The sequence below is a fragment of the Paraburkholderia kirstenboschensis genome (genome assembly GCF_032806925.1).
Classification (GTDB): Bacteria; Pseudomonadota; Gammaproteobacteria; order Burkholderiales; family Burkholderiaceae; genus Paraburkholderia; species Paraburkholderia kirstenboschensis.
Genome location: NZ_CP136513.1, coordinates 1,546,244 through 1,570,109 on the forward strand (window position 1 = coordinate 1,546,244; position 23,866 = coordinate 1,570,109).

The window sequence follows — 23,866 nt, forward strand, 5'->3', positions numbered from 1 at the left end:
ATAGCCAGTCGCCCAAACACGGAACATCAGAGCAATCCGAATCCTGAAAATACGCCTTTCGACCTAGTCCGCTAGGCCGAAGCGGCGTGAGCTATCGCAAAAGGACCGCCCGCGGGTTGCAGGAACTCGCCCGGGCACTGCTCAGGTCAGCGACGTATCGACGATCCGGCGCGGCGCATCGAGATACTCTTTGCTCCGCATTTCGACGATCCGGGACACCGTGCGCGTGAATTCGTTGGCCATGGGGCCATCGACGTAAAGTTGCTCGGGCGGCACCGCAGCCGACATCAGCAGCTTCACCTTGTGGTCGTAGAACACGTCGATCAGCCACGTGAAGCGGCGCGCCTCCGAGGCCATGCGCGCCGACATCTGCGGCACCGCTGACAAGATCACAGCGTGGAAACGGCTCGCCAGTTCAAGGTAGTCGTTCTGCGAACGGGGACCGCCGCACAACGTCGCGAAATCGAACCAGACAACGCCGTCTGCCTTGCGCAGCGCCTTTAACTCGCGTTTTTCGATATGCAGGATCGGACTTTCGTCGGGGACCGCGGCGAGGCGCGCGAACGCGTCGCGCAACGCCTTGTCGGCGGCCGCGCCAAGCGGCGTGTGATACACCTCCACCTGAGCGAGGGTGCGTTGCCGGTAGTCGATGCCCGCATCGACATTGATCACGTCGAGCTTCTCCTTGATAAGCTCGATGGCCGGCAGCATGCGGTCGCGGTGCAGGCCGTCCGGGTACAGCGTGTCGGGATCGTAGTTGGACGTCATCACGAACTGCACGCCGTTTTCGAACAGCTTGTCGAGCAGGCGGTAGAGGATCATCGCATCGGCAATGTCCGACACGTGAAATTCATCGAAACAGATCAGCCGGTAGCGCTTCGCAATGCGTCGCGCGAGTTCGTCGAGCGGATCGGCCTGGCCTTTCAGTTCTTCCAGTTCGCGATGCACCTCGCGCATGAATTCGTGGAAATGCAGCCGTGTTTTGCGCTGCACCGGCACGATCACGTAGAAGCTGTCCATCAGGAAGCTTTTGCCCCGCCCTACGCCTCCCCACATGTACACACCGCGCGGCGGATCCGGGCGATTGATGAGCTTCTTCAACGCGTTCGAGCGGCGCGACTTGTACTCGACCCACTCTTCGTAGCACCGCTGCAGACGGTCCACCGCCGCGCGTTGCGCCGGGTCGGATTGATAGCCCCGCGTCTGCAGTTCTTTTTCGTAGTATTCGGTGACGTTCATCGTGTTGCTGCGAAAAGAAAGGCGGGAGGGAGTGAACCCGCCCGCCTTTGTGGTGATGCCAGAGTACGTTCAGTCAGGCGTGCGCGATTACATGTTCAATGCGCGCTTGTCCACGGCGAGTGCCGCTTCGCGCATGACTTCCGACAGCGACGGGTGCGGATGGCAAATGCGGCCAAGGTCTTCCGACGCCGCCTTGAATTCCATTGCGACTACGGCTTCCGCGATCAGGTCCGATGCGTTCGCCGAGATGATGTGCACGCCGAGCAGTTCGTCGGTCTTTGCGTCGGCGATCATCTTGACGAAACCATCCGCCTTGTTGATGCCGAGTGCGCGGCCGTTTGCCATGAAGGGGAACTGGCCCGTCTTGATCTCGCGGCCTTCCGACTTCAGTTGCTGCTCGGTCTTGCCGACCCACGCGATTTCCGGCTCGGTGTAGATCACCCACGGAATGCAGTTGTAGTCGATATGCGGCTTCTGACCGTCGATGATCTCGGCAACCAGCACGCCTTCGTCTTCGGCCTTGTGCGCGAGCATCGGTCCACGGACCACGTCGCCGATCGCGTACACGTTCGGCACGGCCGTCGCGCAATGATCGTCGACGTCGATAAAGCCGCGTTCGTTGGCCTTCAGGCCAATCGCTTCGAGGCCGAGGTTGTCCGTGTTCGGCACGCGGCCGATCGACACGATCAGGCGGTCGGCTTCGAGCTTCTGCGCGTTGCCGTCCTTGTCCGTGTAATTGATCGTGACGTTGTTCTCAGTGGTCGTCACTTCGCCGACCTTCACGCCGACGTGAATGTCGAGACCCTGCTTCTTGAACTGCTTGGCCGCTTCTTTCGCGAGCGCCTGGTCAGCCGCGCCGAGGAATTCCGGCAGCGCTTCGAGCACGGTCACTTCCGCGCCCAGACGGCGCCACACCGAGCCCAATTCCAGGCCGATCACGCCCGCGCCGATCACGGCCAGCTTCTTCGGTGCCGTGTCGAAAGCGAGTGCGCCTTCGTTGTCGGCGACGATCTTATTGTCGACCGGAATGTTCGGCAGATGGCGTGCCTTCGAACCCGTGGCGATGATCACGTTCTTTGCCGTGACCACTTCGGTTTCGCCCTCGCCGCTCACTTCGATCTGCACGCCGGCGTCCGTCTTGCCGGTGAACTTGCCGTGACCCTTGAGCCACGTGATCTTGTTCTTGCGGAACAGGAATTCGATGCCCTTCGTCATCTTTTCGACTATGCCGTCTTTGCGGGCCATCATCTTCGAGATGTCGACCTTCACGTTTTCCACCGAAATGCCGTGGTCAGCGAGGTGATGCGATGCGTTTTCAAACTCTTCCGACGACGCGAGCAGCGCCTTCGACGGAATGCAACCCACGTTCAGACACGTGCCGCCGAGCTTCAGCGTGCCGGCCGGGTTCTTCCATTTCTCGATACATGCGACGGTCTTGCCGAGCTGCGCTGCGCGGATGGCGGCGATATAACCGCCAGGGCCTGCGCCAATCACGACGACGTCAAATTCTTTGGACATGACAATCCTTTTGATGGCGGAACGGCGCGCAGCCACACTTCGTGGCGCGCGTCGTTCCTGTACTGCGGAATGCGAAAGACGTGATGCTTGCCTGATGCCTCATATGGCGCCGGCTCGCGCGATCGCAAGCCGGCACCGGCAGAAGCGGGCTTACAGGTCGAGCAGCAGGCGCGCCGGGTCTTCCAGCGCATCCTTCATGGCGACGAGCGACAGCACGGCTTCACGGCCGTCGATGATCCGGTGGTCGTAGGAGAGCGCGAGGTAGTTCATCGGGCGGATCACGATCTGGCCGTTCTCGACCACGGCGCGTTCCTTCGTGGCGTGCACGCCGAGGATCGCGGACTGCGGCGGGTTGATGATCGGCGTCGACAGCATCGAACCGAACACACCGCCGTTCGAGATCGAGAACGTACCGCCGGTCATTTCCTCGATCGACAGCTTGCCGTCTTTGGCCTTCTGGCCGAACTCGGCAATCTTCTTCTCGATCTCGGCGAGGCTCAGCTGATCTGCATTGCGCAGGATCGGCACCACCAGACCGCGCGGCGAACCGACAGCGATACCAATGTCGAAATAGCCGTGATAGACGATATCGTTACCGTCGATCGACGCGTTCACCAGCGGGAACTTCTTCAGCGCGTGAACCGCCGCCTTCACGAAGAACGACATGAAGCCAAGCTTCACGCCATGTTCCTTTTCGAACTTGTCTTTGTATTTGTTGCGAAGGTCCATCACCGGCGCCATGTTCACTTCGTTGAACGTGGTCAGGATGGCGTTGGTTTGCTGCGACTCGAGCAGACGCTCGGCGATACGCGCACGCAGACGCGACATCGGCACGCGTTGCTCCGGGCGGTCCTTCAGCCACTGGTCGGCCGATGCCGGGCCCTTGACGTCCGGCAGCGAGGGCCTGGCGGCCTTCGGTGCGGCAGCCGGTGCGGGCGCGGCGGCTTTCGCAGCCGCTGGGGCAGCCTGGCCTGTCGTCAGCACGTCGCCCTTGGTGATGCGGCCGTCGCGGCCCGTGCCGGCGACGTCGCCCGACGACAAGCCCTTCTCCGCCATCAGCTTGCCGGCAGCCGGCGAAGCAGCGGTGTTCGCACCCGTTGCGGATGCGGCTTGAGCAGCCGGCGCCGGTGCGGCGGCCGGGGCGGGCGTGGCGGCCGGAGCCGGCTTCACTTCCGCTTCGACAGCGGCGGCGCCTGCCTTGCCTTCCGTGTCGATCTTGGCGATGACCTGATCGGCCGTAACGGTGTCGCCGTCGTTCGCGATGACTTGTGCAAGCACGCCGGCCGAGGGTGCCGGCACTTCGAGCACGACCTTGTCGGTCTCGATTTCGATGAGAATTTCGTCCTGGGCAACAGCCTCGCCGGGCTTCTTCTTCCACTGCAGCATCGTGGCTTCCGAGACCGACTCGGACAGCTGGGGAACCTTGACTTCAACAATAGCCATTATGAATATCCTGAATACGTATCGGGTGACGGCGCGGTGAACGACGACCGCCTGCGAACCATGTCTGCCGCGCCTGGACCTTTGTCGGTCGCTGAACGCGGCACGGGAAAGCGCACTGCGCTTTCCCGGTTCGTCTGTTCTTTTTATTTAGCGATCGACGCGCTCTTGAGGCGGCCGAAAGCGCCTTCGACCAGCGCCTTCTGCTGCTCGTAGTGCTTCGCGTAGTAACCGACTGCCGGCGAAGCCGAAGCCGGACGGCCGCTGTATGCCAGCTTCTGTCCTTCCTTCATGCCTTCCTTCAGATGGTGCTCGATGTAGAACCACGGTCCCTGATTCTGCGGCTCGTCCTGCACCCAGACCACTTCCGTCGCGTTGTCGTACTTCTTGATTTCCGCTTCGAACTGCTTGTGCGCGAACGGATACAGCTGTTCGATACGGACGATCGCGACGTCGTTCGCCTTCGCTTCGCGGCGATGCGCGACGAGGTCGTAGTACACGCGGCCCGAACACACCAGCACGCGCTTGACCTTCTTCGCCTCGATGGTTTCGTCGACTTCGCCGATCACCGGCTGGAACGAACCCTTTGCCAGTTCCGACAGATCCGAGACGGCTTCCTTGTGACGCAGCAGCGACTTCGGCGTAGCAACGATCAGCGGCTTGCGGAACAGTCGGATCATCTGACGGCGCAACAGGTGGAAGATCTGCGCCGGCGTGGTCGGCTGAACCACTTGCATGTTGTGGTCTGCGCACAGTTGCAGGAAACGTTCGATACGCGCCGACGAGTGCTCCGGACCCTGGCCTTCATAGCCGTGCGGCAGCAGCATGGTCAGGCCCGAGACGCGGCCCCACTTTACTTCGCCCGACGAAATGAACTGGTCGATCACGACTTGCGCGCCGTTCACGAAGTCGCCGAACTGCGCTTCCCATGCGACGAACGTATTCGGTTCAGCCGTCGAGTAACCGTATTCGAAGCCGAGCACCGCTTCTTCGGACAGCACCGAGTCGATCACCGTGAACTTAGCCTGACCTTCGGCGATGTTCTGCAGCGGCACGTAAGTGCCGTCGTTCCAGCGCTCGCGGTTCTGGTCGTGCAGCACCGCGTGACGGTGCGTGAACGTGCCGCGGCCCGAGTCCTGGCCGGTCAGGCGCACCGCATAGCCGGACGCGACCAGCGACGCGAACGCGAGGTGCTCGCCCATGCCCCAATCGAGCTTCGCTTCGCCACGGCCCATTGCGCGACGGTCGTTGAGAACACGCTCGACGAGCGGGTGAACCTTGAAGTTTTCCGGGACGGTGGTGATGCGCTCAGCAAGGCGCTTCAGTTCCGCGAGCGGCACAGCCGTGTCGGCCGCGTCGGTCCACTTGCGGTTCAGGAACGGCACCCAGTCCACCGCGTACTTGCTCTTGTAGTTCGAGAGCACCGGGTCGACCGTATGATGGCCTTCGTCCATCGCCTTGCGGTAGGCCTTGACGAATTCCTCGCCTTCTTCGGCCGTGATCACGCCTTGTTGCACCAGCTTTTCCGCGTACAGCGCGCGTGTGCCCGGATGCTTCGCGATGGTCTTGTACATCAGCGGCTGCGTGACAGCCGGCGTGTCCTGCTCGTTGTGACCGAGCTTACGGAAGCAGACGATGTCGACCACGACGTCTTTGTGGAACTGCATCCGGAAGTCGATAGCCAGTTGCGTGGCGAGAACGACTGCTTCGGGATCGTCGCCGTTCACGTGCAGCACCGGCGCCTCGATCATCTTGACGACGTCCGAACAGTACAACGTGGAGCGCGAGTCGCGCGGGTCCGACGTCGTGAAACCGATCTGGTTGTTGATGACGATGTGCAGCGTGCCGTGCGTGCCGTAACCGCGCGTTTGCGCGAGGTTCAGCGTTTCCATCACCACGCCCTGACCGGCAAAAGCCGCGTCGCCGTGGATCTGCACCGGCAGCACTTGCAGGCCGCTGTCGTCGCCGCGACGGTCCATACGCGCCTTCGCCGAACCTTCGACCACCGGGTTGACGATTTCGAGGTGCGACGGGTTGAACGCGAGCGACAGGTGAACCGGGCCGCCTTCGGTCGAGACGTCCGACGAGAAACCCTTGTGGTACTTCACGTCGCCAGCCGGCAGGTCGTCGACGTGCTTGCCTTCGAATTCGGCGAACAGGTCAGCCGGCATCTTGCCGAGCGTATTGACCAGCACGTTCAGACGGCCACGGTGAGCCATGCCGATGACGATTTCCTGCACGCCGCGTGCGCCGCCGTGACGCACGACTTCGTCCATCGACGCGATGAAGCTTTCGCCGCCTTCCAGCGAGAAGCGCTTCTGGCCGACGTACTTGGTATGGAGGAAGCGCTCGAGGCCTTCAGCGGCCGTCAGGCGATTCAGGATGTGCTTCTTCTTCTCGTTCGAGAAATTCGGCGTGGAGCGGATCGACTCCAGCTTTTCCTTCCACCAGCGCTTCTGTTCCGGATCGCTGATGTACATGTACTCGGCACCGATTGTGCCGCAGTACGTGTCGCGCAGTGCCTTGACGATCTCACGCAGCGACGCGCGCTCGAATCCGAAATACAGATTCGTGGCGCTGAACTCCTCGTCCATATCGGCTTCGGTGAAGTCGTAGAACGCGGGTTCGAGTTCGGGGATTGCGGGACGTTCGCGGCGCTTCAGGGGATCGAGATTGGCCCATTGCGAGCCGAGGAAGCGATATGCGCCGATGAGGGACTGCACATAGACTTGCTTTCGCGCGGTAGCGAGGTCTTCGCCGCCGGTTGCCGTGCGCGGGATGAAGGCGTTGGCCTTGGCCCGTTGTGCAAACGATTCGACGATCGGGCCATGGGCCACGTCGTTGGCATTGGTGCCATCCGATGCAGGAACATTCTGCAACGCGTCGAAATAGCTGCGCCAGTTCTCGGGCACTGACGCCGGGTTGTCGAGATACGCTTCGTACATTTCTTCTACGTACGGAGCATTGCCGCCGAACAGATAAGAGTTCGACTGGAATTGCTTCATCATTTTTACGCTCACCTTTCTTCGAGTTTCTCGAGAAATAGCGGGTTACAGAACCTTCCGCGACACGGCCTGACCGTTTAGCGGATTGCGCGAATCAAGTCTTGCTTGGAAGGACCTAAAACTTTGCACCCGGGGAGCATATCACATAACGGATAGTGCAGATAGCAGACGGAATGCCGCTCGGGCCTTCAGCGGCGGGCTTCAGCGGCAATTGCTGATAGCGCGGATGCCGCCCGGAAATGTCAAAAGCCACCCGAAGGTGGCTTTTGACTAACAACTCGAGCGAACGCCCAGGCCGTTGCGCGCTGCTTAATCGACCGCGCCCTTACGGCTCGCACTGCGGCGCTCGTGTTCCTTCAGGTAGCGCTTGCGCAAACGGATGGATTGCGGCGTGACTTCAACCAGTTCGTCGTCGTCGATGAATTCGACCGCGTATTCCAGCGACATCTGGATCGGCGGCACGAGGCGCACTGCTTCGTCGGTTCCCGACGAACGCACGTTGGTAAGCTGCTTGCCCTTGATCGGGTTCACGACCAGGTCGTTGTCACGGCTATGAATGCCGATGATCATGCCTTCATACAGCGGCTCGCCCGGCGACACGAACATACGGCCGCGGTCCTGCAGCTTCCACAGCGCGTAAGCGACTGCCGCGCCGTCGTCCTGCGAAATCAGCACGCCGTTACGGCGCTCGCCAACCGAGCCTTCCTTGACCGGCTGATACGAGTCGAACGTGTGACTCATCAGGCCCGTACCGCGCGTGAGCGTGAGGAATTCCGACTGGAAGCCGATCAGGCCACGCGCCGAAATACGATACTCAAGACGCGTGCGACCGCGGCCGTCCGACGCCATGTCGAGCATTTCGCCCTTGCGGCGGCCCAGCTCTTCCATTACGCCGCCCTGGTGCGCGTCTTCCATGTCGACGGTCAGGTTTTCGTACGGCTCGTGCTTCACACCGTCGATTTCCTGCATCACCACGCGCGGACGCGACACGGCCAGCTCGTAGCCTTCACGGCGCATGTTTTCCACGAGAATGGTCAGGTGCAGTTCGCCGCGGCCCGCCACTTCGAACGTGGTTTCGTCGCCGGTTTCTTTAACGCGCAGCGCGACGTTGTGATTCAGTTCCTTCATCAGGCGGTCACGAATCTGACGGCTCGTGACGAACTTGCCTTCGCGGCCGGCGAGCGGCGACGAGTTGACCAGGAAGTTCATGGTCAGCGTCGGTTCGTCGACAGTGATCATGGGCAGCGCTTCCGGCTGTTCCGGCGAGCAGATGGTCACGCCAATGCCGATTTCCTCAATACCGTTGATCAGCACGATGTCGCCCGCTTCAGCCGACTCCACCTGCACGCGCTCGAGACCCTTGAACGACAGCACCTGGTTGATCTTGCGGTTCAGAATCGCGCCGTCCGGACCCGAACGCACCGCGACCGCCATGCCCGGCTTGATGCGGCCGCGCGTGATACGGCCCACGCCGATACGGCCGACATACGACGAGTAATCGAGCGAGGTAATCTGCAGTTGCAGCGGGCCTTCCGGATCGGCCGCGCGGACCGGCACGTGCTCGAGCACGGCTTCGAACAGCGGACGCATATCGCCTTCGCGCACGTCCGGGGTCAGGCCGGCATAGCCGTTCAGGCCCGACGCATACACGATCGGGAAGTCGAGCTGTTCGTCGGTCGCGCCCAGCTTGTCGAACAGGTCGAACGTCTGGTTGATCACCCAGTCGATGCGCGCGCCCGGACGGTCCACCTTGTTGATCACGACGATCGGCTTCAGACCGAGCGCCAGCGCTTTCTTGGTCACGAAGCGCGTTTGCGGCATCGGGCCTTCGACGGCGTCCACCAGCAGCAGCACCGAATCGACCATGGACAGCACCCGCTCCACTTCACCGCCGAAGTCCGCGTGGCCCGGGGTGTCGACGATGTTGATGTGCGTACCCTCGTACTCGACCGCGCAGTTCTTCGAAAGAATCGTGATGCCACGTTCTTTTTCGATGTCGTTCGAGTCCATCACACGCTCGGCAACCTGCTGGTTGTCACGGAACGTGGCGGTCTGACGGAGGAGCTGGTCGACGAGTGTGGTCTTGCCGTGGTCGACGTGGGCAATAATGGCGATGTTGCGTAGGGCGCGGGTCATAGGAAACCTGGAGACAGTTGAGTGCGCCGCTTGCTCATGCCGCTTCGCTCTTCGTATAAGAGCAATGTGAGGATAAAACCACGACAAGCCCAATGCGCACTTTTGGGAACCCAACATTATAGCACGCACAGGTGACGCTTTCTGGTATTCCCTGATAGGGAGCGCTGCGGCGGCGCATCCGTCATGAGCAAATCTCGCGTCCAACCCGCCTCATCCCTACGTGAAAACGCGCCGATTCTTGCTTGAGCGCGGAAAATTCCTTGCCTAAGCTGCAATAACGCTTGCCGCGTCAATCATCCGACTCTTATAATTGTGCCTAGTCAACCATTGCATTCGCACGAGAATCATGACGGAGCCGTCCTCAACCCCAGCGCCTGAAATCGCCGAATACCAGCTAGGCGAAAGTGTCGGCTATCTGCTTTCCCGCGTGAAATCGACCATGTCGAACCTGGTGACCCAGCGCAGCATGGCGGAGCTTGGTATCACGAGCCAGCAGGGCAGCATCCTGTTCATGGTGGCGAGCGGAAAATGTCTGCTGGCGGCCGAACTCGCACGCGAATACGGCATTGACGCAAGCGCCGTCACGCGTCTGATAGACCGTCTCGAAAAGCGCGGCCTCCTCACGCGCGTGCGCAGCAACGAAGACCGGCGCGTCGTGCGTCTTGCACTCACGCCGGAAGGGCACGCAATCGCGGCAAAAATGCCGAAGATCTTCAACGGTGTGCTGGATAGCCTGCTCTCCGGCTTCACCCCGGAAGAAGTGGGCTTCCTGAAGAGCATGCTGCGCCGCGTGCTGCTCAATTGTGGCGAACACACGGGACTGACCCGTGATGCAGCAAGCAATCTAGACAGCAAATCGTAACAAATTGCTTGCAGCGTCCATCATTACATTCCACTCAAAGAGTCGAGCGATGAAATCCCTTTCCCTGTCCGCGCCCGCGCTTTCGAGCCGGGCCGCTGTCGCCGCCGCGGTGGCGGCGCTCGCCCTCACTGGGTGCGCGAACTACTTCGGCGTCAAAAGCGACAAGCAGATTTCGTCGCCGGCGCAGTATGAGTCCACTGAGAGTCTCGCGGGCCAGAGCGGCCAGTGGCCGTCGCTCGACTGGACGAACCAGTTCGGCGATCCGCAGTTGCCCAAGCTGATTTCCGAAGCGCTGGAAGGCAGCCCGTCGATCGCGCAGGCGCAGGCGCGTCTCGCCAAGGCGTCGTCGTACATCGAAACCTCGCGCTCGGCGCTCTATCCGAAAGTCAACGGCAGCTATTCGTGGACACGCGAACTGTTCTCCGCCAACGCGCTCTACCCGCCTCCGTACGGCGGCACCTGGTATAGCGAGAACAACGTGCTCGCGAGCGCTTCGTGGGATCTCGACCTGTGGGGCAAGAACCGTCAGCGCCTGGGCCAGGCTGTGTCGCAGGAAAAGGCGGCCGAGGCCGACATGCAGCAGGCGCGCGTGACGCTCGCGGCGTCCGTGGCGAGCACGTACAACCAGCTTGCGCAGCTTTACGCGCTGCGCGATATCGCTGCACGGGAAATCGCCAACCGTCAGGATATTGGCCGCATTACGAACGGTCGCGTTGCGGCCGGTCTCGACACGAACGTCGAGCGCCAGACCGCAACGGGCAATATCGCGTCGAGCCAGGCGAGCTTGAGCGACCTGGACGGTCAGATCACCGTGGTGCGTTATCAACTGGGAGCGCTGCTCGGCAAGGGTCCGGATCGTGGCCTGCAAATTGCGCAGCCTGCCCTCGGCGTCGGCAACACAGTCGCGCTGCCGAACAACCTGCCGGCCGATCTCGTCGCGCGTCGGGCGGATATTGTCGCCGCGCGCTGGCAAGTCGAAGCGGCGATGCATGACGTCAAGGAGGCGAAGGCAGAATTCTTCCCGGACGTGAACCTCGCAGCCGGCTTCGGCTTCGACGCGTTCGGCTGGGGCCGATTCCTGACAGCCGGCAGCCGCCAGATCCAGTTCGGTCCGGCGATTCACCTGCCGATCTTCGACGCGGGCGCGCTGCGCTCGCAATTGAAGGGCCGGTATGCGGATTTCGAGCTGAATGTGGCGAACTACAACCAGACGCTGATCAGCGCGTTGTCGGATGTGGCGACGCAAGTGTCGTCGATCCGCTCGATCGACCAGCAATCGGGCGACGCTCAACGCGCGCTCGACGCGTCGACGAAGGCATATGAACTGGCCGTAATCCGCTACAAGGCGGGCCTGTCTCCGCAACTACAGGTGTTGACCGCGGACCAGAACCGCCTTTCCGCCGAACAGACGGTTACCACGCTCAAGATGCGCCGCCGCGACATGCAGATCGGGCTCGTCAAGGCGCTGGGTGGCGGATTCGACGCGACGCAGACAGGCCTGGTGGTACCGACGGATGCGCCGGCACCGGCCGCCGCGGCATCGGCCGCCGCGGCATCGGGGTCTGCGTCGCCGGGGGGTGCGTCATCCGCCCCCGCCGCGACCGCCGCTGCGAACTGATCGCGCCGGCACGCAACTGTATCGACCGCAACAGACCAGACACGAACATCCGAATAAACGACGACGTTTGAGAGAACCCGGAGCACATCGATGAGCACCCCCCAACAGCCCGCGGCTAACAACCAGCCGGCACAGCCGAACAAACCGGCACAACCGGCGAACAGCGGCAAACGCAAGCGCATGATGACGCTGCTCGTCATCGTGATCCTGATCGCCGCGATCGCCTACGGTCTCTACTATTTCCTCGTGGCGCGCTTCCACGAAGACACCGACGACGCCTACGTGAACGGCAATGTCGTGCAGATCACGCCGCAAGTCACGGGCACGGTGGTCGCGGTGAACGCGGACGACACGCAAACCGTGAAGACCGGCGACCCGCTCGTCGTACTGGACCCGGCCGACGCCCGCGTCGCGCTCGAACAGGCAGAAGCCAATCTTGCGCAGACGGTGCGCCAGGTGCGCGGCCTCTTCGCCGACGACAACCAGTACCAGGCTCAGGTGGCCCAGCGCCAGTCCGACCTCTCGCGCGCTCAGGACGACTTGAAGCGCCGTCTGACGGTTGCGCAAACCGGCGCTGTGTCGCAGGAAGAAATTTCGCACGCACGTGACGCCGTGAAGAGCGCGCAAGCCGCCGTCGAAGCCGCTCAGCAGCAACTGGCATCCAACCGCGCGCTGACCGCCAACACCACGATCGCGAATCACCCGAACGTGCAGGCCTCTGCCGCGAAAGTCCGCGACGCGTATCTGAACAATGCGCGCAACACGCTGCCGGCACCGGTCACCGGTTACGTCGCGAAACGCTCGGTGCAGGTCGGACAGCGCGTCTCGCCGGGCACGCCGCTCATGGCCATCGTGCCGCTCGGCGCCGTCTGGGTCGACGCCAACTTCAAGGAAGTGCAGCTCAAGCACATGCGCATCGGCCAGCCGGTCGAACTGACGGCCGACGTCTACGGTTCGTCGGTCGTCTATCACGGCAAGGTGGTCGGTTTCTCGGCGGGCACGGGTTCTGCGTTTTCGCTGCTGCCCGCGCAGAACGCCACCGGCAACTGGATCAAGGTGGTGCAGCGCCTGCCGGTGCGTATCGCACTCGATCCGCAGGAGCTCGAAAAGCATCCGCTGCGTATCGGCCTGTCCATGCAAGCCGACGTGAGCATCAAGGACGAGAACGGCGGCCAGTTGGGCAACGCGCAGAACACCGTCTATCAGACGGACGTGTTCGCTAAATATGGCGACGAAGCCGACGCGGAAATTGCTCGCATCATCGCGGAAAACGCCGGTCCGAACGCAGGCACGCATAAAGCCGCGCAGTCCGGGTCCAGCAAGCCCGCAGCTGCAAAACTGATGTAAGCGGCGCGGCGACTCATACAAGGTTTTCTGAATGGCTCAGGCTCAGGCGCAAGCCCCTCATCCGCCGCTCGAGGGCGCGCAACTGGTGATCGGCACCATCGCGGTGTCGCTCGCCGTTTTTATGAACGTGCTGGACACGTCGATCGCGAACGTTTCGATTCCGTCCATATCAGGCGACCTCGGCGTGTCGGCCGACCAGGGCACGTGGGTGATCACGTCGTTCGCGGTCGCCAACGCGATTTCCGTGCCGCTCACCGGCTGGCTCACCGACCGCATCGGCCAGGTGCGCCTTTTCATGGCGTCGATCATACTGTTCGTGATCTCGTCATGGATGTGCGGCCTCGCGCCGACTCTGCCCTTCCTGCTCGCCTCGCGCGTGCTGCAAGGCGCGGTGGCCGGCCCGATGATTCCGCTGTCGCAAACGCTGCTGCTTGCGAGTTATCCGCGCGCGAAGGCGCCGATGGCGTTATCGATGTGGGCGATGACCACGCTGATCGCGCCGGTCGCCGGACCAATCCTGGGCGGCTGGATTTCGGACAACATCTCGTGGCCGTGGATCTTCTACGTCAATATTCCGGTCGGCGCGATCGCCGCGCTCGCGACGTGGATGATCTTTCGCGATCGCGATTCCGTCGTCAGGAAGGCGCCGATCGACGGCGTCGGTCTCGGCCTGTTGATCGTCTGGGTCGGCTCGTTGCAGGTCATGCTCGACAAGGGCAAGGACCTGGACTGGTTTTCGTCGACCACCATCGTGGTGTTGACGCTGGTCGCGGTGATCGCCCTTGCGTTCTTCATTGTGTGGGAATTGACGGCCGAGCATCCGGTGGTCGACCTGTCGCTCTTCAGCAAACGCAACTTCACGGGCGGCACGATTGCGCTGTCGGTCGGCTACGGGCTCTACTTCGGCAACCTCGTTCTGCTGCCGCTGTGGCTGCAAACCGATATCGGCTACACGGCCACCGAGGCCGGTCTCGTCATGGCGCCGGTTGGCCTCTTCGCCGTGCTGCTGTCGCCGATCACAGGCAAGGTCCTGCCGCGCACCGATCCGCGTTATATCGCGACTTTGTCGTTTCTCGTGTTTGCGCTGTGCTTCTGGATGCGCTCGCGTTATACGACCGGCGTGGATACCTACTCGCTGCTATTGCCCACGTTGATTCAAGGCATCGGCATGGCCGGGTTCTTTATTCCGCTGGTTTCGATCACGCTGTCCGGTTTGCCGGGCAATCGCATACCGGCGGCGTCGGGTTTGTCCAATTTCGTGCGGATCATGTGCGGCGGCATTGGCACGTCGATCTTCCAGACCGCGTGGGACCATCGGACGATCATGCATCATGCGCAATTGACTGAGCGCGCCAACGCCTACAACCCGGTCTTCGACGAGTCGATCCGGCAGATGGGCGCTGCCGGTTTCAGTCAGCCGCAAGCGTACGGGCTATTCAATTCGATGGCCACGCAACAGGCCGCGCAACTCGGCGTGAACGACATCTTCTTCATTTCCGCCGGTATTTTCGTGGCGCTGATCGCGCTGATCTGGGTCACGAAACCGGAGAAGGCCGGCGGCGACGCCGGTGCCGCTGCCGCGGCGGCGCACTGATCTCGCGTTTCATTCCCTGATCGACGAGATGCAAAAAAGGCGGGGCCGCTTTATAACGGTCCCGCCTTTTTCATTGCAGCGGCGTAATCAGCTCAGCTGAATTGCCTGCTGGAACGTGTATCTGACGCGCTTTCGGGCCGCGTGAGCGGACTAGTTCGCCGTCGTCACGACCAGGCGTTCAGGCGCGAGCACGCCCTCACCCTGTTTTGCGACTCCCAGCAGACGCCCTTGCGCCGCGTAGACCCTCACGCGCGGCGCATCCGCCGCTTCACCGCTCAGACTCAGTTCGGAAAGCTTCAACCGCTGACCGTGCAGAAAGCGGCGCGTCGCATCTTCGTCCAGATGCACGGACGGGAACGTCGACAGCAAGGCGTCGACCGGTTGCAACCACGCGTCTCGCTCGCTTTCCGTTGCATCCGATAGCGCATCGAGCGTCACCGAATGCTCGAGCGTCAGCGCGCCGACACCAGTGCGCCGCAGGGCAACCAGATGAGCCCCACAACCCAATGCCTCGCCGATGTCCTCCGCCAGCGTGCGCACATACGTGCCCTTGCTGCAGGTGACGCGAAACGTCACATCGGGCAGCGCGCAAGCGAGCAAGTCGAGCGCATGGATCGTCACCTGTCGCCCCTCCCGCTCGACTGTCTGCCCGGCGCGCGCGTATTCGTAGAGCGGCTTGCCGTCGCGCTTGAGCGCCGAATACATCGGCGGCACCTGAATGATTGCGCCGAGAAACGCCGGCAGGGCCGCGAGGACCGCCGCCTCGTCGCACGTCACCGCGCGCGTGTCGACCGGCTCTCCTTCGGCGTCGCCCGTGGTGGTGCGAATACCGAGGCGCATGGTGGCCTCGTAGGTTTTGTCGGCCTCGAGCAGATCCTGCGAGAACTTGGTGGCTTCGCCAAAACACAGCGGCAGCAGGCCGGTCGCGAGCGGATCCAGCGTGCCGGTATGTCCGGCCTTTTTAGCCAGATAGAGACGCTTCGCGCGAATCAGTGCGTCGTTGCTCGACAGGCCGAGCGGCTTGTCGAGCAGCAGCACGCCGTCGAGTGCGCGGCGCGGCACGCGGGGGCGTTGAGGTGCGGTCATGTGGGAAGACGGGTTTTCTATGGAATCCGGAGCAGCAAATTGCGCCTGAACGAACCGGGCGTTGCCGCACGCAGCGTGGCGCGGCTCGGGACGCGTGCGCCGACTGCATTTAATCGTCTTTCGCGCGATTGGCGTTCGCCTCGTCAATCAGACGCGACATTTCAACGGCGCGCTCGATCGTCTGGTCGTAATGGAAATGCAGCGTCGGCACCGTGTGAATATGCAGGCGCTTGAACAGCTGGTTATGCAGATGGCCGGCCGCATGCGTGAGCGCCGCGAGCGTCTGCTGCGGGTCGCCGGTCAACGTCGTGAAATAGACCTTCGCGTGTGCGTAGTCCGGCGTCAGCTCGACGCTCTGAATCGTGACGATGCCGATGCGCGGATCCTTGACCTCGCGCAGCAGCTCCGACAGATCGCGCTGGATCTGATCGGCGATCTGCACGTTGCGATTGGGTGAAGAACGTTTTTTAGGCATGGTGTTGTGTGATCCGTTGTGGCGGATGCAAAAAATGGTTCGCGGCCGCGAGGGTCGAAAAATCGCGGCATTCGCGCGGCGCAACGGCCGCAGACAGGCGGGCGAAACGGCGGCCCCAAAAACAACGGGCGGAGCGGGCGTTGATGCCCGCTCCGCCCCTGGAATCGTGCCGCGTGACTTACAGCGTACGCGCGACTTCGGTGACCTCGAAGACTTCGAACTGGTCGCCTTCGACGATGTCGTTGAAGTTCTTGATCGACATACCGCACTCGAAGCCCTGGCGGACTTCCTTCACGTCGTCCTTGAAGCGCTTGAGCGAATCCAGCTCGCCCGTGAAGATGACGACGTTGTTGCGCAGTACGCGCACCGACGACGAGCGCTTCACGAAACCGTCCGTGACCATACAGCCTGCCACCGCGCCGATCTTCGGCACCTTGAAGACCTGACGCACTTCGACCGTACCCGTGACGACTTCGCGCTTCTCCGGAGCCAGCATGCCCGACATCGCAGCCTTCACCTCATCCACTGCGTCGTAAATGATGTTGTAGTAGCGAATATCGACGCCGTTGGCTTCCGCCAGCTTGCGAGCCTGTGCATCCGCACGGGTGTTGAAGCCGATGATGACCGCCTTCGAAGCCGTTGCCAGGTTGACGTCGGACTCGCTGATGCCGCCCACGGCGCCGTGCACGATCTGCACACGCACTTCGTCGGTGGAAAGCTTGAGCAGCGACTGCACCAACGCTTCCTGCGAACCTTGCACGTCAGCCTTGACGATGAGCGGCATGTACGCCACTTCGCCTTCACCCATCTGCTCCAGCATGTTCTCGAGCTTCGCGGCCTGCTGCTTGGCCAGCTTGACGTCGCGGAACTTGCCTTGACGGAACAGCGCGACTTCACGCGCCTTGCGGTCGTCCGGCATGACGATGACTTCTTCGCCTGCTTGCGGGACTTCCGACAGACCCTGGATTTCCACCGGGATCGACGGGCCAGCGGACTTGGTCGGCTTGCCGGTTTCATCCAGCATGGCTCGCACACGACCGTAGGCGCTACCTGCCAGCACCACGTCACCGCGGTTCAACGTACCCGACTGGACCAGGATCGTTGCAACCGGACCCTTACCCTTGTCGAGCTTCGCTTCGATAACCAGACCCTTGGCCGGGGCTTCGACCGGTGCTTTCAGTTCCAGCACTTCGGCTTGCAGCAACACGTTTTCCAGCAGATCGTCGATGCCCGCGCCGGTCTTTGCCGACACCGAGACGAACGGCGAATCGCCACCGTATTCTTCCGGCACGACGCCTTCCGCGACGAGTTCCTGCTTCACGCGGTCCGGATTCGCATCCGGCTTGTCGATCTTGTTGATCGCGACGACGAGCGGCACGCCGCCAGCCTTCGCGTGGGCGATCGCTTCCTTCGTTTGCGGCATCACGCCGTCGTCGGCTGCGACCACCAGAATGACGATGTCGGTTGCCTTCGCACCGCGAGCGCGCATGGCCGTGAAGGCCTCGTGACCCGGCGTGTCGAGGAACGTGATGACGCCACGCGGCGTTTCGACGTGGTAAGCGCCGATGTGCTGCGTAATGCCGCCCGCTTCGCCCGCTGCGACCTTCGCGCGGCGGATGTAGTCGAGCAGCGACGTCTTGCCGTGGTCGACGTGACCCATGACCGTGACGACCGGCGGACGCGGCAATGCTTCTGCATCCGACACTTCGCCTTCGACCAGCATGGCTTCCGGATCGTCGAGCTTGGCCGCAACCGCGTGATGACCCAGTTCTTCGACGATGATCATCGCCGTTTCCTGGTCCAGCATCTGGTTGATGGTGACCATCTGGCCGAGCTTCATCATCGACTTGATGACTTCCGACGCCTTCACTGCCATCTTGTGCGCCAGATCGGCGACGGTGATGGTTTCCGGCACGTGCACTTCACGCACGATCGGTTCGGTCGGCGCCTGGAACGTGGTGTTCTGGTCCTGATGCTTGCCGCGACCCTTCGGGCCGCCGCGCCAGCCGCGGTCGACGCCGCCGCTCGTATCGCCGCGCGTCTTGATACCGCGGCGCTTGGCTGCGTCGTCCTGCCAGCCGCCCTTGCCGCCCGGCTTCTTCTTGTCGCCAACGGACGGCGTGGTGGTGGCGGCCGGAGCCGCGGCAGCCGGCTTCCTGGCAGCCGGACGCGCCGGAGCTTCGCCAGCCGGACGCGCCGGCTTATGCAGCGTGCCCTTGGCTTCGGCAGCCTTGGCCGGCTCAGCGGGCTTCGGTGCCGGTTCCGGCGCCTTGACCTGCGCCTTGCGCGGCGTGTTCATCATTTCGCGGATCGCGCGCGCTTCGGCTTCGGCCGCCGCGCGGCGCTTGGCGATTTCTTCCTGTTCGGCACGCGCTTTTTCCGCAGCTTGACGCGCTGCATCTTCCGCCTTCTTAGCGGCTTCGCGTTGCGCCGCGCGCTCGGCTGCGGCGCGCTCGTCGTCCTGCTCGGTGTCTTTCGCGGCGACCGGCTCTGCCGGTTTGGCAGGCGCCGCTTCGGCCTTCGCGACTTGCGGTGCGGGCTGCGCCTTCTCGCGGACTGCCGCCTCGGCCGCAGCCGCTGCGCGCTTCTTCGCCGCGTCTTCTTCGGCGCGACGGCGCTCGGCTTCCGCAGCCTGCTCGCGTGCCTGGCGCTCGGCCTCTTCGCGTTCGAGCTGCTCCTGACGCGCCTTCAGTTCCTGAGCCTGCTGCTCGAGCAACTCGGCTGCGTGACGAGCTTCTTCTTCACGGCGCTGAAGTTCGAGATCGTCGACTTCGGCGGCCTCGGCCACATGATTCGATGCATCTCCGCCATCAGCGGAGGTTTCGTCGCGGCGGACGAAAGTGCGCTTCTTGCGCACCTCGACCTGAATGGTGCGAGCTTTGCCCGTCGCATCGGACTGCTTGATCTCCGACGTATGCCGTTTCGTCAGCGTGATCTTGCGCTTGTCTGCATCAGTCGAGCCGTGAGACTTGCGCAAGTGGTCGAGCAGACGCGCCTTGTCCGTTTCGGACAAGGAGTCGGCTTCGCTCGCTTTTGTGACGCCTGCCGCCTGCAGCTGCTCGAGCAGCACGCCTGCAGGCATTTTCAGTTCCGCGGCAAATTGGGCTACGTTGTTACTCGCCATTCATTCCTCTTAATGCAAGGACCGATTCCTTGCGGTTAGCATCGGGTCATGCGGCCTGACGGCCGCGTTCAATTTAGTGCGCCATGGTCATTTCTCACTGGAACCAATGTTCACGTGCTTTCATGATCAACGCCTTAGCGGCATCCTCTTCCATTCCGGTCATCTCGACCAGTTCATCCACAGCCAGCTCGGCGAGTTCGTCGCGCGTCTGGATCTTATGTTCGGCCAGCTTCGCGAGCAGGTCGGCGTCCATGCCGTCCAGGCTCTTCAGGTCGAGCGCTACATTTTCGACCTTTTCTTCATTCGCGATTGCCATCGTCAACAACGCGTCGCGCGAGCGGTTGCGCAGTTCGTGGACGGTGTCTTCGTCGAACGCTTCGATTTCGAGCATTTCGTTGAGCGGCACATAGGCAATCTCTTCGAGGCTTGTGAAGCCTTCGTCGATCAGGATGTCGGCAACTTCCTCGTCGACATCGAGACGCGCCATGAACAGGTCACGCAAAACGCCACGTTCCTGATTCTGCTTTTGCGCAGATTCGTCCGGCGTCATGATGTTGATCTGCCAGCCGGTGAGTTCGCTGGCGAGACGCACGTTCTGGCCGCTGCGGCCGATCGCGACCGCCAGTTCGTTTTCGTCCACGACGACGTCCATCGAATGCTTCTCTTCGTCTACGACGATCGATTGGACGGCTGCCGGCGCGAGCGCGCCGATCACGAACTGAGCGGGATCCTCCGACCATAGCACGATGTCGACGTTTTCGCCACCGAGCTCGTTACGCACGGCCTGCACTCGCGAACCGCGAATACCGACGCAGGTGCCGATCGGATCGATACGCTTGTCATAAGCGACCACGCCGATCTTCGCGCGCACGCCTGGATCGCGCGCCGCCGCCTTGATTTCGAGAAGGCCCTGTTCGATTTCCGGCACTTCCATCTCGAACAGCTTCATCAGGAATTCGGGCGCCGTACGCGACAGTTCGATCTGCGGACCGCGGGCGGTGCGATCGACCTTTGCAATATAGGCACGCACGCGGTCACCCACGCGCAGGTTTTCCTTCGGGATCAGCTGGTCGCGGCGCAGCAGCGCTTCGACACGTCCCGTTTCGACAATGAAGTTGCCCTTGTCGAGACGCTTTACCGAGCCGGTCATGATGTGCTCGCCGCGCTCGAGAAAGTCGTTCAGGATCTGTTCACGCTCTGCGTCGCGCACCTTCTGCAGGATCACCTGCTTGGCGGCCTGCGCGCCGATACGGCCGAATTCGATCGACGGCACCGGTTCTTCGATATATTCGTCGAGCTGGATTTCGGGCTTCTGTTCACGTGCTTCGAACAGCAGGATTTCCTGATCGGGTTCCTGCAGGCCGGCCTCGTCCGGCACCACTTTCCAACGGCGAAACGTTTCGTGCTCGCCGCTTTCACGGTCGATATGGACGCGAATATCCGCGTCTTCTTCGAAGAGTTTCTTGGAGGCCGAAGCGAGAGCCGCTTCGAGCGCGGCAAATACCACGTCTTTATCGACGTTCTTCTCGCGTGCCAGCGCATCCACCAGCATCAACACTTCGCGACTCATTGTTTGCGGCTCCTAAAGTCAACTTTCGGAACGAGGCGTGCTTTGTCCACGTCCGCGAGCGTGAAATCGAGCATCGCGGCGCCTTCCTTCCCTTCAAATTCCAGACCGATGGTCTCGCCTTGCGGAGCATGCAAAATACCCCGGTACGATTTCCGTCCGTCCAATGGCTTTTTCAATGTGATTACCACTTCGCTGCCTGCGAAGCGTTCAAAATCCGCCAGTTTTTTCAGCGGACGGTCGAGCCCCGGCGACGATACTTCGAGCCGCTCATAATCGATATTTTCGACCGTCAGTACGTGCTGGAGCTGACGCGTGACTTTCTCGCAGTCTTCGATCGCGATGCCGGCCGGCTGGTCGATATAAATACACAGCATGCCGCGCCCGGTGCGCTCGAGATCGACGAGCTCGTAGCCGAGTCCCACGACCGTGGTTTCAATCAGTTCCGTCAGTTGCACAGTGCCCTCTTAGATGTTCGCGCAGCGAGCCTGCCGCTTGTTCTGCAAACAACCAATGCGGGCCGCGCGCCTGGCCGGCGCACGTTCGTGCTACCCGAGATGACGAACCACGATGAACTGAGCGGCAAAAAAAAATGGGCTAAACGCCCATCATCTTATTACCGGTGGTCGCACCTGAGCCGCACATGAAAAGCCGCACGCCCAGCGACTTCGCGATTGTAGCCATTTTTCAGGACAAACGCAAACCGCAGAACGCCGTGCCAAGCGCATTTCCGCCTGATTTCATGGGGCTCTTTGGACGATATGGCGGCGCTTGGCGACTTTTGCAAGCCGGGGCGAGACAACCTGCCCCTACTTCCGCCTGCGCAACCTTCGTACGCCAGGGGCCACAGCAACGGAAGTCGTACCCCGAGTCATGACGGCGAGCATTGCGGCTCGCTCAAACGCGTCCGCAACGCCAGCCCATGCCTCGCGATTATCGCCCGCGCGAACGACCGCGAGGCGCGCCGCCACCTCGGTTCGCGCCACCGGGGTTGGCGTTACCGCCACCCGCGCGGTTGCCGCCGCCTGAATTCGGACGATTGCCGCCCGGCGCACGATTTCCGCCGCCGGGATTCGGGCCGTTGCCGCCAGCGCGCTTGCCGCCGCCCGCCGCGCGATTGCCGCCGCCGGAAGGCGCGCGATTACCGTCGACCTCACGACCGCCGCGCGGACCACCCACGCCGCCACTCGCACCGCCGAAGCCACCAGCGCCGCGGCCAGCACCGCGATTGCCGTAGCCTCCGCCGAAACCAGCCCCGGCGCCGCCGCCAAAGCCGCCGCCTGCCGCACCGCGCCGGCCCTGACCACGCGGCTGCTGTTCGAAGCGGCTATGCGACATCAGCACCGGTTCGCGGCTGATGAAGCCCATCGACGTCTGCATCGGATCGGGCTGCTTGCGCTCCGGCGCGGAGCCGCGGCTACCGCGCTCCTCGCTCGGCGCCTTGAGTCCCACCGACGCCATCAGCGCACGCACCTGGTTGTCTTCGAGTTCTTCCCAACGGCCGCGCTTCAAGCCCTTCGGCAGCGAAATCGGGCCGTGACGCGTACGGATCAGGCGGCTGACCATCAGCCCCGCGGCTTCGAACATACGACGCACTTCGCGATTACGCCCTTCGGCGAGCGCGACGTGATACCAGTGATTCGTGCCTTCGCCCCCGCCATCGCGGATACGCAGGAAGTTCGCCGGACCGTCTTCGAGTTCGACGCCGTGCAGCAGCTTTTGACGCATGCCTTCGGCCAGCTCGCCGACCACGCGCACCGCATATTCACGCTCGACGCTGTAGCGCGGATGCATGAAGCGGTTCGCCAGATCGCCGGAAGTGGTCAGCATCAGCAGACCTTCGGTATTGAAGTCGAGGCGGCCGACCGCGAGCCACTTGGCGGTCTTCATGGGCGGCAGCTTGTCGAACACCGACGGACGGCCTTCCGGGTCGGCATGACTCACGATTTCGCCGGTCGGCTTGTGATACAGCAGCACGCGCGGCGGCTTGTTGGCGAGCTTGCGCTTGACCGGCTTGCCGTTGATGCGCACCTGGTCGGTCGGCATGATGCGCTGGCCGATGTGAGCCGGCTCGCCGTTGACCGACACGCGGCCCGCGACGATCAACTCTTCCATATCGCGGCGCGAACCCATGCCGGCTTCCGCCAGGACTTTGTGGAGCTTCGGCGCGTCGTCGTCGGCAGCCAGCACGCGCTTGGGAGCGGCCGGCTTGCCACTGCGCAGCATTGGTGCACGCACGCCGCCCGTCGTGCTGTTGTCGGCGTCGAAGGCCGGCGACGTGACATACGAGAACAGGTCGTCCTGAGTGGCGTCGGCCGCTGCCGCCGGCGCTTCGCCGCCTCGCCGGTTCTGGCGCTGACCGCCTGCACGCGGCTGACGTTCGCGTTGACCTTCGCGCTGGCCTTCGCGAGCACCGGCCTCGCGGGGGCCGCCCTCGCGAGGCGCGCCTTCGCGCTGACCTTCGCGTTTCTGCCCCCCCGCATTGCGTCGCGGCCCTTGGCCTTTCGCACCCGCATCCTTACGCGGCATGCGCACCTTCGCCACGACTTCGCCGTCCGGCGGAGCTTCGGCGACGACCGGCGCGGCCTGCGCAGGCGCGCCTTCCGCGGCCTTCGTCTTGGTCCCAGCGCGGCGCCGGGCAATCAGGCTGCGCGGTCCGCGACGCAGGCCGCGGCGCGGACGGTCCTCGCCGTCTGCTTCCGTGGTCTGCGCCGGGTGCTCGCCCTCGCCTGCCGACGCTTGCGCGGTGCGCGTTTCGTCAGCGCGCGCCGACGGCACGGCGCGCTCGGATTCGGACGAATCGGTGTCGTGGGTATGTGTCAAAACAACCTCAAAATGTCAGGTCGCGCGCGCCC

Annotated in this window: 15 protein-coding genes; 4 read left to right on the forward strand and 11 right to left on the reverse strand. The window is 62.8% G+C overall.

What is annotated here, in order from left to right:
- Nucleotides 1–141: 141 nt before the first annotated feature.
- From zapE to typA, 5 genes are all read right to left on the reverse strand, one after another.
- Entirely contained in the window at nt 142–1,239 is a 1,098-nt protein-coding gene (gene zapE, locus RW095_RS29580) for a cell division protein ZapE (RefSeq protein ID WP_317022286.1), read from the reverse strand.
- Between the two features lie 87 nt (nt 1,240–1,326).
- The gene (lpdA, locus tag RW095_RS29585; RefSeq protein WP_317022287.1) at nt 1,327–2,757 is read right to left on the reverse strand and encodes a dihydrolipoyl dehydrogenase; all 1,431 of its coding nucleotides are present in this window, start codon (nt 2,755–2,757) and stop codon (nt 1,327–1,329) included.
- Between the two features lie 150 nt (nt 2,758–2,907).
- Nucleotides 2,908–4,200, reverse strand: a complete 1,293-nt coding sequence (odhB, locus tag RW095_RS29590) for a 2-oxoglutarate dehydrogenase complex dihydrolipoyllysine-residue succinyltransferase (RefSeq protein ID WP_317022288.1) — start codon at nt 4,198–4,200, stop codon at nt 2,908–2,910.
- A gap of 143 nt (nt 4,201–4,343) precedes the next feature.
- Nucleotides 4,344–7,205 (reverse strand): 2-oxoglutarate dehydrogenase E1 component, encoded by a 2,862-nt coding sequence (locus RW095_RS29595; protein WP_317022289.1) that lies wholly within the window; start codon nt 7,203–7,205, stop codon nt 4,344–4,346.
- 306 nt (nt 7,206–7,511) lie between these two features.
- Nucleotides 7,512–9,338 (reverse strand): translational GTPase TypA, encoded by a 1,827-nt coding sequence (gene typA / locus RW095_RS29600; protein ID WP_020070123.1) that lies wholly within the window; start codon nt 9,336–9,338, stop codon nt 7,512–7,514.
- Between the two features lie 346 nt (nt 9,339–9,684).
- Between typA and RW095_RS29605 the strand changes: the two genes are divergently transcribed.
- The 4 genes from RW095_RS29605 (at nt 9,685) to RW095_RS29620 (ending at nt 14,759) form a co-directional block, all read left to right on the forward strand.
- A complete protein-coding gene (locus RW095_RS29605) occupies nt 9,685–10,200 on the forward strand; it encodes a MarR family winged helix-turn-helix transcriptional regulator (protein ID WP_317022290.1) in 516 nt (171 codons plus the stop codon).
- 49 nt (nt 10,201–10,249) lie between these two features.
- Nucleotides 10,250–11,818 (forward strand): efflux transporter outer membrane subunit, encoded by a 1,569-nt coding sequence (locus RW095_RS29610; protein WP_317022291.1) that lies wholly within the window; start codon nt 10,250–10,252, stop codon nt 11,816–11,818.
- A 90-nt stretch (nt 11,819–11,908) separates the two neighbouring features.
- Nucleotides 11,909–13,165, forward strand: coding sequence for an EmrA/EmrK family multidrug efflux transporter periplasmic adaptor subunit (locus RW095_RS29615; protein WP_317022292.1), 1,257 nt, complete (start codon nt 11,909–11,911; stop codon nt 13,163–13,165).
- A gap of 31 nt (nt 13,166–13,196) precedes the next feature.
- A complete protein-coding gene (locus tag RW095_RS29620; RefSeq protein ID WP_317022293.1) occupies nt 13,197–14,759 on the forward strand; it encodes a DHA2 family efflux MFS transporter permease subunit in 1,563 nt (520 codons plus the stop codon).
- A gap of 150 nt (nt 14,760–14,909) precedes the next feature.
- Here the strand turns inward: RW095_RS29620 and truB are convergent, their stop codons facing one another.
- The 6 genes from truB to rluB all read right to left on the reverse strand — a co-directional run bounded on the left by truB (nt 14,910) and on the right by rluB (nt 23,834).
- Nucleotides 14,910–15,845: a tRNA pseudouridine(55) synthase TruB gene (gene truB / locus RW095_RS29625; protein WP_317022294.1), complete on the reverse strand. Its 936-nt coding sequence runs from the start codon at nt 15,843–15,845 to the stop codon at nt 14,910–14,912.
- Nucleotides 15,846–15,954: 109 nt separating this feature from the next.
- On the reverse strand, nt 15,955–16,320 hold the full coding sequence (rbfA, locus tag RW095_RS29630) for a 30S ribosome-binding factor RbfA (RefSeq protein ID WP_027777275.1): 366 nt from the start codon (nt 16,318–16,320) through the stop codon (nt 15,955–15,957).
- 178 nt (nt 16,321–16,498) lie between these two features.
- Nucleotides 16,499–19,444, reverse strand: a complete 2,946-nt coding sequence (gene infB, locus RW095_RS29635) for a translation initiation factor IF-2 (protein ID WP_317022295.1) — start codon at nt 19,442–19,444, stop codon at nt 16,499–16,501.
- A 94-nt stretch (nt 19,445–19,538) separates the two neighbouring features.
- On the reverse strand, nt 19,539–21,014 hold the full coding sequence (gene nusA, locus RW095_RS29640; RefSeq protein WP_317022296.1) for a transcription termination factor NusA: 1,476 nt from the start codon (nt 21,012–21,014) through the stop codon (nt 19,539–19,541).
- Complete coding sequence (rimP, locus tag RW095_RS29645; RefSeq protein ID WP_317022297.1) at nt 21,011–21,469, reverse strand: ribosome maturation factor RimP; 459 nt, start codon at nt 21,467–21,469, stop codon at nt 21,011–21,013. Before rimP ends, nusA begins: the two co-directional genes overlap by 4 nt.
- A gap of 475 nt (nt 21,470–21,944) precedes the next feature.
- Entirely contained in the window at nt 21,945–23,834 is a 1,890-nt protein-coding gene (rluB, locus tag RW095_RS29650; RefSeq protein ID WP_317022298.1) for a 23S rRNA pseudouridine(2605) synthase RluB, read from the reverse strand.
- Nucleotides 23,835–23,866 lie beyond the last annotated feature (32 nt).